Below are 14,648 nucleotides of genomic sequence, written 5' to 3'. Positions count from 1 at the left end.
ACTGAAGTACTTAAAATTTATTAGAGAAAGGATACTTTTGCTACTTATTATCCGATAAAATGGACATAAATCGTTGTAAAGGCTATCAAAAAGGAGTATAATAAGTGCAACATATCTCGGAGGTGGAAAATGTTAGAAGTAAGAAATCTAGAGAAAAGTTTCGGTCCCAAGCAAGTCTTGTTTGGTGTCGATTTTCAGGCAAGTCCAGGAAGGATTCTGGGCTTGGTCGGGAAGAATGGTGCTGGGAAAACAACGATTTTCCACAGTATGTTGAAATTTTTAGAGTATCAAGGAGAGATCAGTCTGGATGAGCAGGAGATTCGTCAGGAAACCTATGCTCGGATTGGTTATCTGCCTGAGGAACGCAGTCTCATGCCCAAGCTGACAGTCCTTGAACAAGTTCGCTACTTGGCGACTCTAAAAGGCATGGATGCTAAGGAAGTCAAGGAAAAACTCCCTCAATGGATGGAAAAATTGGAAGTGAAGGGCAAATTGACTGATAAAATCAAGAGCCTCTCCAAAGGGAATCAGCAGAAAATTCAGTTGATCATCACTCTAATCCATGAGCCTGACTTGATCATCTTGGATGAGCCTTTTAGTGGTTTGGATCCAGTCAATACCGAGTTGCTCAAACAAGTCATCTTGAAAGAGAAAGAGCGCGGTGCAATCATTATCTTTTCTGACCATGTTATGACCAACGTTGAGGAACTTTGCGATGATATCCTGATGATTCGTGACGGGCGTGTGGTCTTGCATGGACCAGTTCAGGATGTTCGCAATCAATATGGGAAAACACGTCTCTTTGTTTCAAGTGAACAAAGCAAGGAAGAATTGGAAAAACTTCCTCACGTCAAACAGGTGAGCTTGACCAAGCAAGGTAGTTGGAAATTGATCCTAGATGATGAAAGTGCTGGAAGGGAACTCTTCCCAATCCTCACTAAAGGTCAATATATTGCGACCTTTGACCAACAAGCTCCAACAATCGATGAAATCTTTAAACTAGAATCAGGGGTGGAAGTATGAGAAATATGTGGGTTGTAATGAAGGAAACCTATCTTCGACATGTCAAGTCGTGGAGTTTCTTCTTTATGGTGATTTCGCCGTTCCTCTTTTTAGGATTATCTGTAGGAATCGGCTATCTCCAAGGGTCTTCTATGGCCAAGAATAACAAGATAGCAGTAGTAACAACGGTGCCATCTGTGGAAGAAGGGCTCAAGGGTACTAATGGTATCAACTTTGATTACAAGGATGAAGCCAGTGCCCAAGGTGCTATCAAGGATGAGAAAATCAAGGGTTACCTAACCATTGACCAAGAGGACAGCGTCCTCAAGGCCGTCTATCATGGTGAAACTTCTCTTGAAACAGGCATCAAACTAGCAGTAACCAATAAGCTAAATGAACTGCAGTATCAACTGAATCGTTCGGCAGCCAATTTGTCTCAAGAACAGGAAAAACGTCTGAGCCAAACCGTTGATTTTACTGAGAAAATTGATGAATCTAAGGAAAACAAAAAAATTGTTCAAACCATTGCGGCCGCAGGGCTTGGCTTCTTCCTTTATATGATTTTGATTACCTATGCTAGTGTCACTGCTCAGGAAGTGGCCAGTGAGAAAGGAACCAAAATCATGGAGGTGGTCTTCTCTAGTATCCGAGCTAGTCATTATTTCTACGCTCGCATGCTGGCTCTACTTCTTGTGATTTTGACTCATATTGGCATTTACGTCGTGGGTGGGCTGGCTGCCATTCTGCTCTTTAAAGACCTACCAATCTTGGCACAATCTGGTATTTTAAACCATATAGGAGAGGCCTTCTCGCTCAATACCTTATTGTTTGTCTTGGTTAGCCTCTTTATGTACGTTGTTTTAGCAGCCTTTCTAGGTTCTATGGTTTCTCGCCCTGAGGATTCAGGAAAGGCCTTGTCGCCATTGATGATCTTGATTATAGCAGGATTTGTCGGTGTGACCTCTCTAGGTGCTGCAGGGGACAATTTAGTTCTGAAAATTGGTTCCTATATTCCTTTCATCTCGACCTTCTTTATGCCATTTAGAGCTATAAATGGGTATGCAAGTGGTCTAGAAGCTTGGATTTCACTTGCCATAACGGTTGTTTTTGCAGTCACTGCAACAGCCTTTATCGGCCGCATGTATGCTAGCCTAGTCCTTCAAACAGATGATTTGGGAATCTGGAAAACCTTTAAACGTGCTTTAGCTTATAAATAGGAGAGCCTCGCAAAAGCGAGGTTTTTCTAGATGTTGAACACCGAAATCGTCAAAAATATTTTTCATATCTATTGACTTTTAGTAGTAAAATTTGGTATGATAGTAGACGGTATTGTTTACCCCATTTGTAAGGCCCCGGAACCTTTCAAATACCCCGCGGACCGGAACATCCGCCCTGTAAACAAAAACGATATTCATATAGGAGAAATCATGAACAAAACTACATTCATGGCTAAACCAGGCCAAGTAGAACGCAAATGGTACGTTGTTGACGCAACTGATGTACCTCTTGGACGCCTTTCAGCAGTTGTTGCTAGCGTACTTCGCGGAAAAAACAAACCAACCTTCACACCACACACTGATACAGGTGACTTCGTAATCGTTATCAATGCTGAAAAAGTTAAATTGACTGGTAAAAAGGCAACTGATAAGATCTACTACACTCACTCAAACCACCCAGGTGGATTGAAACAAATCTCTGCTGGTGAACTTCGTTCTAAAAATGCAGTACGTTTGATCGAAAAATCAGTTAAAGGTATGCTTCCACACAATACTCTTGGCCGCGCTCAAGGTATGAAATTGAAAGTATTCGTTGGAGCTGAGCACACTCACGCTGCACAACAACCAGAAGTTCTTGACATTTCAGGACTTATCTAAGGAAAGGAACAATAAAGTATGTCACAAGCACAATATGCAGGTACTGGACGTCGTAAAAACGCTGTTGCACGCGTTCGCCTTGTTCCAGGAACTGGTAAAATCACTGTTAACAAAAAAGATGTTGAAGAGTACATCCCACACGCTGACCTTCGTCTTGTTATCAACCAACCATTTGCAGTTACTTCAACTGTAGGTTCATACGACGTTTTCGTTAACGTTGTTGGTGGTGGATACGCTGGTCAAGCAGGAGCTATCCGTCACGGTATCGCTCGTGCCCTTCTTCAAGTAGACCCAGATTTCCGCGATTCATTGAAACGCGCAGGACTTCTTACACGTGACTCACGTAAAGTTGAGCGTAAGAAACCAGGTCTTAAGAAAGCTCGTAAAGCTTCACAATTCTCAAAACGTTAATCAATACGATTATATCAACGTTTCAAAGCACTCAAGAGTTTACCTCATGGGTGCTTTTTTTGTGTTTTTTGAAAAAGTTCACCTCAAAATTTACCTTATTTTCACCTTATTGTTTTAGAGACTGTAAGGCAAATTCACCGACGGCCATAGGGACTACATTAGAAGTATTGACATAAATCTGTGTTGTACCTGTGTCACTATGTGTTAGAGCTTCAGAAATGGCTTCTAAGCTCATTCCTGCCTGTTTAGCGAGCGTTGCTCCCGTATGCCGTAGTTTGTGTGGCGTAGCGTGTGTAAGCTCTGGGTGTCGCTTTCTGATAGTTTTCATCTTATTATTGAGATAGTCAGAGTGTAAAGGTTTATTGATATTTCCTCTGGTATCTATGTAAGTGAAGATGGATTGTTCTGGATTAGTGATGATACCAAACTTTGCTAGTTCATATTTTTGTTGTTTTTTCCATAAGGTTAGAAGTTGAAGCAAGTCGCTAGAAATAGAAAAGATAGTTTTTTTATTTCCTTTGGTAGATTTTACTTGTCCATATCTATCTAAAGCCTGAATTAACTGAATCTGAGATTTTGAAAAGTCGATATGTTTCCACTGGAGAGCATATGTTTCTGATTTTCTATCTCCAAGGAAAAAAGTGAGATAGAAAAGGACGTAATCTTTGAGTGATATTTTATCGTTCTCTAAATCTTCTTTAAATGCTGAGAACCATTCTTGGAGTTGCTCATGAGTTAAATATAAATCTTCATCACGTTTTGATTCTGCAAGTTGAATTTTTTTGACAGCCTTAATTCGTCTTAAAGTTTTTGCAACTCTATTTGCTTCAATATACTCAAGTTCCTCAGCCCAATCGAAAACAGAATTTACATAGCTCCTAACTACTTTGAAATTAGCATAGCTATTAGCTTTTGGTGTAAGTAGTGATAGTACAAGTTGTTTGTTATTCATTAAATGTTCTATTGAGTAATTTCCTAGAATTGGAATGATATGTAGTCTGAAAATGTTTTCCGTTTGAAAGACAGTTGCTTTAGTAGGAGGTTTTACAGTAGTGGTTGTTTGACCTGCTTTGTATGGTTCTAACCAAACTTCCTTATAAAAATCTTTGAATAGGATGTTTCCTTTGTTTTTGGATGAGGTTGTCGCTCTGCCTAGCCGACAATCAGTTTTAAGCTCCTCAAACTCCTTCTCATTAATCGAGTCTTCTTCCACATGTTATCCAACTCTTTCATTCAGTCAAAATAAGATAAAAAAAGCAATGGAAGGAATTAAAAAACTAATCCATTACTCTTAAGATTTATCCCATTACTGTACTGCACGAGTCGATGGTGTCAAACCACGTTCTCCTGCTGATGAAGGCCCCTGCACATCTCCAACGAATAGACGAATTTGTGCTCTAAAGCGTTCCACTTCTGCACGGTCTTCCATAAAGTTAACAAATTCTTTCAAATTAGCATTTTTATATTCCCAGATCGGTTTAACACCCGCTGGAGTGGCATCCGTACGTACGCTCCATTGGAAGATATTATTTTGTTGCGTTTCTTTATCAAGCAACCAATTTTCAAATAGTTTTGCACCTGCTGGGTGTTTAGCATCCTTCAAGATAGCCATGCGTTGTGCCCAAGCAACAAATCCTTCCTTCTCAGGAATGACCAAATGACTTTCTGCACTTTGATCTAAAAGGCCGGCTGTTCCTAGAGTCACAGCGTATTCACCTGCTCCAACTTTATCACCCGGTTCTTGAGTTCCTCGAACAAACTTCGGATCTTGTTTTATCAGATTTGCCATCCATTCCCAACCGTTTTTATCAATCATTTGCTTATACCAGAAGAGAACAGCATCATCATCGTTTGGATAGGTTGAAATCAATTTCCCTTTCAATTCAGAATTCAATAAATCTTTAGCTGTTTTAGGTTCAGATGTTGAACCAAGGGCCTTGGTGTTAACGACATTTCCAAAAGCTAGAACATAGCCACCAACCCAAGTACCATCAGGATCTTTAAAGTCTTTGTAAACTTTATCCCAACCGGCAGGTTTATAAGTTAATAGCTTGTTTTGTTTTTTCCAGTATGTGAAATCGTTCAGAGTTTGTAACTGAACAACATCAGCTACCACATTATTGGTGGCCATTTGATACTCCAAACGACCATTCTGAACCTTACTATAATCTGTAACAACTTCTAATTTCATCCCTGGGAAACGTTGCTCGAAAGCAGTCTTGGTGTCATCATTTTGCTCAGCAGTATCACCACCAGCATAATACACGACTGTTCCGCCCTCTTTAAGTGCTTCTTGATACAAGGTATTCAAACTCTTCGTTTCAACCTCAACCGTTTGACTAGAATTGGCTTTCTGTGAAGAAGAGGTACATGCCGCTAGAGCGACAACGGAAGCTAGTGTAACGACAGAAGTAGCAATCATTTTTGCTGTTTTTGAAAATTTCATTTTATTCTCTTTTCTATTTTTTATAATTCCGTTTAGAATTTTTGTCAATATTTTTGCTTCGGTAATTTAAAAACCTCAACTTTAAGACAAAGTGAGGTTCCTCCTTCTATGATAAAACGCATATTATCAAGTTTTTTAATCACCCAATAATATGAGTTTTTGATTTTAGGAGCTTTTTATTCATCCTTTCCTAATTAAGCTCATCTTCTTAGGTCACATTACTTCATTTTAAACTATCCTTATTTCATAAGTCTCTATGTGTGAATGAAGAAAACTCTAATTTTCAGAGTTAGCGTTAGATAATTTACGAATCCCTCCGTCCACTTCTAACTCTAATTGCTTTGAGAAATAATCCATTACTTCCACAAAGTGAGCAGAATACTTTTCAGAAGTTTCTTTCAAAGCCTTATCTTCCATTTCGACATAAGGTGTTAATATGTTTTTCGCTTCATTACGTCCCTTATCAGTAAGAACAATTACTAGTTCTCTCCGTGTATTTGGAACCTTTTGCAACTCAATATAACCCTCTTCCTGCGCAATTTTAACCGCAGCATTTAAAGTCGATCGCGGTATCATCCAATCCTTGGATAATTGTTTTTGCGTATGAGCTTGATCATCGTCCAACATATACAAGAGCCATCCAAGTTTCCCTTTATCCCCCAAGGATTTTTGAATTTCTTCAAAAACATAAATCACACGATTGACTGATTTCATTAAACTACGAAAATTTTCTCTCATAAAAACTCCTTACAAAAATTCTTAAATATACTTTTAAAAAGTATATTCTTTTTTGTATCTTTTGTCAATTTTCTCTGATGCCCTGTTGTAAAATGAAGTGCAACAAAAAGACATGAATATATTATTTCTTTACATATTTGTAGGTATATATTCTTTTCTTCCTTGCAAAGCATAAGATTCTGATTTTCGATCCGATAGAAAGAATGTTGCACAAAACATAGTGGTAATAGATGGTATAATAAAGTTAAATCAAATTGTTGGAGATAATATTATGTTAGCTGATAAAGAAGTGTTCTTCAATGTGGAAAATATCCTCCGTGAGCAAGGGATACTTGATAAGTTTGAAGAGGAAAATGGAGAAATAACTGGTCGAATGATGATTACGATGATGGAAATACCTCCTGAATTAGGAATTAATAAGGTTAGCGATAATATGTGTGCTTTTTGTGCTTCCTTTGATTTCTATGATATGATGATTGGGATTGCATTCGATGTAGACACAGTAGAACTTATTCCTCAAATGTGGTTCACTCCTCAGACTGATGATGCTGTGGAACCTTCTAGTGAGTGGATAGAATTTTTTGTAAAAACTCTATGTGAGAATATATCGAAAGAGGGTTTTGGAGTACCAATGTATAGTTTTTTAAATGACCACAGCGACCTCACAATTATTCCGACTCAATCATAGAAAAGAGAAATGGGAAAGATTTTGAATAAACATGATTACAGCTTAGCTCATGCTTATTGTAGTAATAATAAACCCGAATTGGAACAGGATGAAATTTGTGGTTGTTTTTATTGTATGCAAATTTTTTCTCCACATGAAATTGATGAATGGCTAGTGGAAGATACAAAAATAGACGACAGAGGAACCGCATTATGCCCATATTGTGGCATTGATTCTGTAATTGGTGCAAGCTCCGGCTTCCCAATAACTAAAAAATTCCTTGAAGCAATGCATCGGATTTGGTTTTGAAACCTTTTTCCAATATGGACATTTATAAATGCTGTGATTGACGCTTTTTGAAAATAAAAGAGCCCTTGTCAGATCTAGTCTTAAGAAAGCTCGTAAAGCTAGCCAGTTCTCTTAACGTTAATTATCAGCGATAAATCAACGTTTACAGACATTCAAGAATTTTCTCTTGGATGTCTTTTTTGTATAGAAATCAAGAGTTTCCATCATTGATTTTTAGTCTAGTATTAGTTTCTACTGAATAAGCTTTTTCGGCCATAACAAAACACTCCTGTTCATAGTTTCACTAGATTTTGACAGGAGTGTTTTTCTTGTGTCTCAATTTATAGGTTCAGTACATATCTATTTTTCTAGTAACCAATCTATGATATTTTTCTTCTCAATACCATTGTAATTTGCTGTTGGCTGAATCGTATCCATTGTTAATAGATATTTGGGGAATTGATCTTTAATGGCTTCAAGTGGTCTAAGTTCTCTGTCTAGTGTTTCTGGAGCAAGTGTTGTTTCACTGACTTGATAATAAGCGTAGTGACCCAGATCAGTTACAACAACAAAATCAACTTCATATTTATCTAAATTACCAACATATACTTGTGAATATCTACGTCTCAATTCCAAATACACAATATTTTCCAAGATATGCCCAATATCTTCTTTGTGGTCTGGTAATAAGAGATGTCGTAAACCTAAATCAACGGGATAATATTTTTCTAAGCGTTGCAATAATGCTCGACCTTTTACATCAAAACGTGGAACGGAATAAAAAAGTAAACTATCTGTCAAAGTTGTCAAATAATTTTCCAAAGTATTGTGGGATATTGAAACATTTTGGCTGACAAGGGTATTGCGAATCTTATTTGTTGATATTAAGCTACCTGTACTACTGAGAAGGGTTCGGACAATCCGTTCAATAATAGTAGGATTTGGATTTCCCAATCTAGTGACAATATCATTTAACAGTATTGAGTTATATATTCCTCTGAGATAGTCAATTTTTTCAGCGTAAGATGATGTTTGCAATAAGTAAGGGAAAGCACTAAAGAGATAATTGTTAAAAATTTCTGTTGTATTCAGATTCTCTGAGAGAGATTGACCTGATAGGTATTCTTCAAATGACAAAGGAAGGACCTCTATCTCAACATACCGACCAGTCAAGTTTGTAGCTAATTGACTACTCATAAAGTAGGCGTTAGATCCAGTCAAATAGAGGTCTACATTTGGTAAGATGAATAGACTATCTGCTACCAGTTCAAATTTTTCAACATGTTGAATTTCATCTAAAAAGATATAGTATGTTTTCTCCTCAACTAACCGCTCTTTTATATAAGCAAATAATGTTTGAAAATGTCGCAGTTCATAGTAACTCAAATCTTCGAAATTGATGCATATAATCTGATCCTCGTCTACTCCAGTTGCTAGTAACTCCTCTTTATATAGTTGAAAGAGAACAGATTTACCAGCTCGTCGAACTCCACTCACAACTTTAATGATTTGGTGGTCACGATGTCTTCTTAAAAAGTCTAAATAATGTGGTCTTTTAATATAGTTCATAAATAAGATACCTCAAAGATAGTATAATACAAATAGACATTATTTTCAAATATTTAGAAATAATATTTTATTTGTTCAATTGTTTTCAATTTTTTAAAAATAACATCTAGAGATATTTAAATATCTTCAGGATAGAAATGAAATTGCACTGGCACGAAGAAACTGTACACCATCTTTATGATACAGTAGTTCATATTTCTCAATTACATAAGCTCCGAAAACTAAAAAAGTGATAACCCTTTGATAACCTCTCGATTTTTAAAAGGGTTATATATGTAAAGATTGAGGATTTATCTCTTAAAATTACTTGATTTTAGTGATAATTCACCATATATATCATGATGTAGAAATAACCAGGTCTTAAGAAAGCTCGTAAAGCATCACAATTCTCAAAACGTTAATCAATACGATACTATCAACGTTTCAAAGCACTTCATGGTTCACACCATGGGGTGTTTTTGCTTCTCTCGTCTTCTCTCGTCTTCTCTCGTCTTCTCACGGCATTGCCCATGTGGTATAATGGGATAAGGATTGTTCCTCGTTTCAGACGAGTTTATGGATTTCAGGATAAGTTAGCAGGTGAGACGAGTATTTCTGTCAGTCTCCTATCTACCTGTTAGTAGCTGTCCAAAGTAATAGGAGATTGTAGATTGGTTTTATTAGTATTAGTGCTTTTGGTTTTGCTCATTCTAATCTTAAAAAGGAAACAGAAAACTGCTAAAAAAACTGGAGGAAATCCCAAGAAAAGAAATTGGCTATTAATAGGTTGCTTATCCGTAGTGATCCCAATCGTAATCTTCACAGTGAGTAGTCCTATTCTTGCTCTAATGGATATGTGGGGGCTGTTTGCCCATGCAAGTCGAACTGAGCTTGAGCAAGCTGTGCATCGTTCTTATCAAAATTACGGTCTTACAGGACAGTTTGAGTTAGAAAAATACGAGAAAAACTATACAAGCATGGGAGGATTTATAATCCATGGTACCTACAGTGAAAATATAGCCGGGAAAACCTATCAGGTTAAAACTCGATTTAAATACTATACTCGCTTTTCGGAAAATGAAACATATGGAAAGACAGATGCAGAGGTTGATTATAAGAATTATAAAAAAATTTATGATGTTTTCCCAGAATTAGCCTATTTAGGGATTGAGGTTAGTCCAGGCACCAGCGAGTTTTTAAAAACACTGGACAGTTCAATCAAAGATCCTAAACTTCCTGATTTGAAGTATCAAGGTATTGGTTTTGAATTTAATAACCAATCTGATAATATCTATCTTTATAATGAAATATTAGAGGAAAATCAAAGCAAGGGCCAAGCTCTGCAAGGGATGTATCCAATGGATGCTCAATATCTTTTCCAAAAAGAGATTTTTATACCGACATTTGAATTTCAATATTTCGTTCCGAAGGAAAAAAGAGAACTCTTGTATGATGACTATCTTAAAGAGCTTGAGGCGCTCATGAAGGATTTTTTTGCCAACCAACCACTACCAAGAGGTCTTTATGCTGTCAAAATTGCTAAGTATAAAGAGGATAAACTTGTCAATGATAGTGGTGTATACTATGTGAGGATTGATAATCGGCAAGTTGTAAAGCTGTTGCAAAAATTAGAGTAGGAGTTGCTAGGTCTAGTCCAGTTTTTTGTGAAAGAGGCATTTTATGGAGTGCCAATTTATCAGCTCTTGTATAAGGAAGGGACGAATTTATTTGACGATGTGAAAATTCCTTCGGAAACTCAGTAGATGGACAGGAGCATATTGTCAATAGTCAGGAAGAGTTTATTACATACTATTGTAATGAGGAAAAAGGGGATTCTAATCAAAGGTAGTCAAACTCTATTTAACAATATTTTACCTAAGAAGAGAAGGGAAAATTTGAGTGTGGATAATGATGGGAGAGGATTTGTAATGATTAGTTTAGAGCTGTTGTCTGAAGAAAATAGTCTAGACGTTTATTCTTTTGAAAAAGAAAATCGAGAGTATTTTGAACGAAATCTACCTCCTAGACCAGCTAACTATTTTGATTTAGAAGGTTTTAAAGAAATCACGAGGGAATTGTTAACGGAACAAACGAATCGGGCTGTCTACATGCATCTTATCAGAGATTCGCAAGGTGTTATGGTCGGAAGAATCAATTTAAGTGTTTTAGAGGATGAGCGAACAGCAGCAGAGCTTGGGTATAGGATTTGGGAAAATGTTAGCAACTTGGGCTATGCTAGCGAAGCGGTTAAACTCGTTTTAGACAAGGCTTTCATGACTTATGGTTTAAATAAAATCATTGCAGGAACGGCAACGGGTAATCTAGCCTCTCAGAGGGTGCTTTTAAAAAATGGCTTCACCTTTAGTAGGATGATAGAAAATGACTTATACCTTCATAATGAGTGGGTTCATACAGCAGTATTTGAGATAAGGAGGCCATAATATCATCATTTTCAGTCTACTGACAAAGTTAATGGAGTTATAATCTTTTCAGACATTCAAGAATGTTTTCTTGGATGTTTTTTTGTTCAGAATCTCCGGGTATGTCTGTTAAAATTTGATTTTCCCAGTGGACAATCGTCCGCTTTTTTTGCTTTTTGGTAAAAATTATATAGAAAAGATTTTAAAAAATATTTGTTAGAATTTTCTAAAAAATATGACGTAAGTCCTTGCTTTTATGAAAAAATAGGGTATAATGGTGAAAACACTATCTTTAAGGAGATTACTTATGAAATCGAAAAAGTGGCTCTTAGGAGCAGGAGTGACCTTGAGTGTTGCCCTCTTGTTAGCGGCTTGTGGAAAAAGTGAAAAGAATGCAGATGCTCCCAAGACATTCTCTTATGTCTACGCTATGGATCCATCTTCTTTGGATTATAGTGTGACGAGCAAGAGCTCAACCTCTGACGTTATAGCAAACGTTGTTGATGGTCTTTTGGAAAATGATAAGTATGGGAACTTAATTCCATCACTTGCAGAAGACTGGTCTGTTTCAAAGGATGGTTTGACATACACCTACAAACTTCGTAAGGGTGTAAAATGGTATACTTCTGATGGAGAAGAATACGCTGAAGTTAAGGCCAAAGACTTTGTTACTGGGCTTAAACATGCTGCTGACGGAAAATCAGATGGTCTTTCTTTGATTCAGGATTCTATCAAAGGTTTGGCAGAGTATGTTAGTGGTGAGAGCAATGATTTCTCTACCGTAGGAGTTAAGGCTGTTGATGATTACACGGTAGAATACACGCTCAACAAACCAGAAAGTTTCTGGAACTCTAAGGTCACAACGGCAACCATGCTTCCAGTTAATGAAGAATTTTTGAATTCTAAAGGGAGCGACTACGGTGCACCAACCCCATCAGGTATCCTATATAATGGTCCTTATTTCTTGAAATCATTAACTTCAAAATCAGTCATTGAATATGAAAAGAATCCAAACTACTGGGATAAGGACAATGTCAAGATTGACAATATTAAACTAACTTTCTACGATGGGTCAGACCAAGAATCCTTGATTCGTAGCTTTACACAAGGTGCCTATACAACAGCTCGCCTTTTCCCAACAAGCTCAAACTTTGAGTCAACTAAACAAGAGTACGGCGATAAGATTGTTTACAGTCCACAAGAAGCGACAAGCTACTACCTCACTGTTAACGTAAACCGCCAGTCTTATAATAAAACAGCTAAAACAGACGAAGCTCAAAAAACATCAACGAAAGAAGCTCTTCTTAACAAGAACTTCCGTCAGGCGCTGAACTTTGCCCTTGACCGTCATTCTTATACTGCTCAGTTGAATGGTGAAGAAGGTGCGAACAAGATTATTCGTAACAGCCTAGTGCCTCATGACTACGTTCAAGTGGGTGAAAAAACCTTTGGAGAGTTGGCACAGGCAGAGCTCGTTTCATATGGAGACCAGTGGAAAGATGTAGCCCTTACAGATGGCAAGGATACGATTTACAGTCCTGAAAAAGCTAAGGCAGCCTTTGCTAAAGCCAAGGAAGAATTGCAGGGCAAAGGTGTTACCTTCCCAATCCATTTGGATATCCCAGTTGAACAAACAGATGTAATCGCGGTTCAACAAACCAACTCACTCAAGCAGTCTATCGAGTCATCACTTGGTACTGAAAATGTTATTGTCGATGTTCTTCAAATGACCGATAATGAAAAGATGAGTATCACTTCTCAAGCCAAAGTTCCATCCCAAAAAGACTATGACTTGAACGGAACTGGTTGGGGACCAGACTATCAAGACCCAGCTACCTACCTCAACATTCTTGATGCTAAGAAGGGTTCTGCCCTTAAACACTTGGGAATTACTCGCGGAAAAGATTCAGAAGTGATGGCTCAAGTTGGACTGGACGAATACAAGAAACTCTTGGATGATGCTGCATCTGAAACTAGCGACCTCAATAAACGTTATGAAAAATACGCTAAAGCTCAAGCTTGGGTATCTGATAGCTCACTCTTGATCCCAGTTGCTTCTTCAGGTGGTTCTCCAACGGTTAGCCGTACTGTACCGTTTACAAAAGCCTACTCTCAAGTCGGAATCAAGGGCGACCCATTTGTGTTCAAAGGTTTGGAGTTGCAAAATGATATCACAACTACAAAAGAATACGAAGAAGCCTTTAAGAAATGGCAACAAGAAAAAATTGAAACGAATGCCAAATACCAAAAAGAACTTGAAAAACACGTCAAGTAATCTATAAATAGAAAAGGAAGTTGCAGAATAATCTGTGCTTCCTTTTTTTATTATGTGACTATTAGTCCGTCTCGCTCCGCAAGGTGCGAGACAAATAAACCACCCGCTATGCGGGTGCGCGTCGAAGGTTATACCCAAAAAACTCCAAACGCGATACAATAAAGGTGTTCAAGCCAATTGTAAAGCGAAAGGAGAAGAAAAATTATCCAGTGGATGATTTTTGCCGAAACCTAAAAATAAAGAAGTTGAGGGCACAAAAGGCATATAGTTTATCACACACAAAGTGGATGTGTTCTATCACATTGTGTTTACCCCTAAGTATAGACGAAAAGTGATCTATAATCAATATCGAAGTAGTTTAGGCGAAATATTTCATCGTTTGTGCAGTTATAAAGGTGTTGAAATTATCGAAGGTCACTTAATGCCTGATCATGTACATATGTTAGTAAGTATTCCACCGAGGATAGGTGTTTCAAGTTTCATGGGATATTTAAAAGGTAAAAGCGCACTCATGATGTTTGATAAACACGCCAACCTCAAGTACAAGTTTGGGAATCGGCATTTTGGGCAGAAGGTTATTATGTGAGTACAGTGGGACTTAATGAAGCCACAATTAGGAAATATATTCAAGAGTAAAGAAATTATCCAGTGGATGATTTCTTCACGAGTATGAAAATTTGAGAACGAGTAAAGCATGATATAGCACTAGATTCTTAAGTGTAAAAGAATATGAGGATCCCTTTAGGGATAGTGGTAAGTAATGCGAACACCTCTTTGAGAGGTTTGTGAAGAGTCAAGAGCAATGAGGCTTGAACAACGTGAAAGCCAGCGTCTTTAGGCGCTTGCTGGTAATTTGGGCTTATAGCCCTGGTGCAAACCACCCGTTAGACGGGTGGTTATGATTTTGAGACACCAGTTGTCATAAAAGAAGTAACTTTACATTTTTGAATAAATTTGATAAAATATGGTTATGTTATAA

At 37.5% G+C, this 14,648-nt stretch carries 13 protein-coding genes and 1 pseudogene; 10 read left to right on the top strand and 4 right to left on the bottom strand.

Translation table 11 applies throughout. The annotated features are described in order from the left end of the window. Positions 1–129 precede the first annotated feature (129 nt). The 4 genes from SORDD15_RS06085 to rpsI all read left to right on the top strand — a co-directional run bounded on the left by SORDD15_RS06085 (position 130) and on the right by rpsI (position 3,287). A complete protein-coding gene (locus SORDD15_RS06085; RefSeq protein ID WP_061415486.1) occupies positions 130–1,023 on the top strand; it encodes an ABC transporter ATP-binding protein in 894 nt (297 codons plus the stop codon). After that, positions 1,020–2,219: an ABC transporter permease gene (locus tag SORDD15_RS06080; protein WP_061415484.1), complete on the top strand. Its 1,200-nt coding sequence runs from the start codon at positions 1,020–1,022 to the stop codon at positions 2,217–2,219. Before SORDD15_RS06085 ends, SORDD15_RS06080 begins: the two co-directional genes overlap by 4 nt. A gap of 210 nt (positions 2,220–2,429) precedes the next feature. Continuing rightward, entirely contained in the window at positions 2,430–2,876 is a 447-nt protein-coding gene (gene rplM, locus SORDD15_RS06075; protein ID WP_001044624.1) for a 50S ribosomal protein L13, read from the top strand. A gap of 18 nt (positions 2,877–2,894) precedes the next feature. Then, positions 2,895–3,287 (top strand): 30S ribosomal protein S9, encoded by a 393-nt coding sequence (gene rpsI / locus SORDD15_RS06070; RefSeq protein WP_000075969.1) that lies wholly within the window; start codon positions 2,895–2,897, stop codon positions 3,285–3,287. A gap of 106 nt (positions 3,288–3,393) precedes the next feature. On the opposite strand, the gene SORDD15_RS10280 is transcribed toward rpsI, so the two are convergent. The 3 genes from SORDD15_RS10280 to SORDD15_RS06055 all read right to left on the bottom strand — a co-directional run bounded on the left by SORDD15_RS10280 (position 3,394) and on the right by SORDD15_RS06055 (position 6,471). Beyond that, positions 3,394–4,500: a tyrosine-type recombinase/integrase gene (locus tag SORDD15_RS10280; protein ID WP_196756216.1), complete on the bottom strand. Its 1,107-nt coding sequence runs from the start codon at positions 4,498–4,500 to the stop codon at positions 3,394–3,396. A gap of 93 nt (positions 4,501–4,593) precedes the next feature. Then, entirely contained in the window at positions 4,594–5,733 is a 1,140-nt protein-coding gene (locus tag SORDD15_RS06060) for an ABC transporter substrate-binding protein (RefSeq protein WP_196756215.1), read from the bottom strand. Positions 5,734–6,009: 276 nt separating this feature from the next. After that, complete coding sequence (locus SORDD15_RS06055) at positions 6,010–6,471, bottom strand: MarR family winged helix-turn-helix transcriptional regulator (protein WP_061415482.1); 462 nt, start codon at positions 6,469–6,471, stop codon at positions 6,010–6,012. 271 nt (positions 6,472–6,742) lie between these two features. On the opposite strand from SORDD15_RS06055, the gene SORDD15_RS06050 reads away from it, so the two are divergent. Both SORDD15_RS06050 and SORDD15_RS06045 read left to right on the top strand, forming a co-directional pair. Then, on the top strand, positions 6,743–7,159 hold the full coding sequence (locus tag SORDD15_RS06050; protein ID WP_061415480.1) for a hypothetical protein: 417 nt from the start codon (positions 6,743–6,745) through the stop codon (positions 7,157–7,159). Positions 7,160–7,168: 9 nt separating this feature from the next. Continuing rightward, entirely contained in the window at positions 7,169–7,447 is a 279-nt protein-coding gene (locus SORDD15_RS06045) for a cytoplasmic protein (protein ID WP_081102372.1), read from the top strand. 339 nt (positions 7,448–7,786) lie between these two features. Here the strand turns inward: SORDD15_RS06045 and SORDD15_RS06040 are convergent, their stop codons facing one another. Further along, positions 7,787–8,995: an ATP-binding protein gene (locus SORDD15_RS06040; protein ID WP_061415478.1), complete on the bottom strand. Its 1,209-nt coding sequence runs from the start codon at positions 8,993–8,995 to the stop codon at positions 7,787–7,789. 650 nt (positions 8,996–9,645) lie between these two features. On the opposite strand from SORDD15_RS06040, the gene SORDD15_RS06035 reads away from it, so the two are divergent. From SORDD15_RS06035 to tnpA, 4 genes and pseudogenes are all read left to right on the top strand, one after another. Further along, positions 9,646–10,611, top strand: a complete 966-nt coding sequence (locus SORDD15_RS06035; RefSeq protein WP_061415476.1) for a hypothetical protein — start codon at positions 9,646–9,648, stop codon at positions 10,609–10,611. A gap of 291 nt (positions 10,612–10,902) precedes the next feature. Then, complete coding sequence (locus SORDD15_RS06030; protein WP_061415712.1) at positions 10,903–11,415, top strand: GNAT family N-acetyltransferase; 513 nt, start codon at positions 10,903–10,905, stop codon at positions 11,413–11,415. Between the two features lie 286 nt (positions 11,416–11,701). Then, positions 11,702–13,669 carry a peptide ABC transporter substrate-binding protein gene (locus tag SORDD15_RS06025; protein ID WP_061415474.1) on the top strand — a complete coding sequence of 656 codons (1,968 nt, stop codon included), beginning with the start codon at positions 11,702–11,704 and terminating at the stop codon, positions 13,667–13,669. Positions 13,670–13,956: 287 nt separating this feature from the next. Continuing rightward, positions 13,957–14,430 (top strand): annotated as a pseudogene (tnpA, locus tag SORDD15_RS06020) (IS200/IS605 family transposase). Positions 14,431–14,648: the final 218 nt, after the last annotated feature.

The organism is Streptococcus oralis (assembly GCF_001578935.1).
In the GTDB taxonomy this organism is placed as follows: domain Bacteria; phylum Bacillota; class Bacilli; order Lactobacillales; family Streptococcaceae; genus Streptococcus; species Streptococcus oralis_R.
This window is presented reverse-complemented; position numbering and strand designations above follow the sequence as displayed.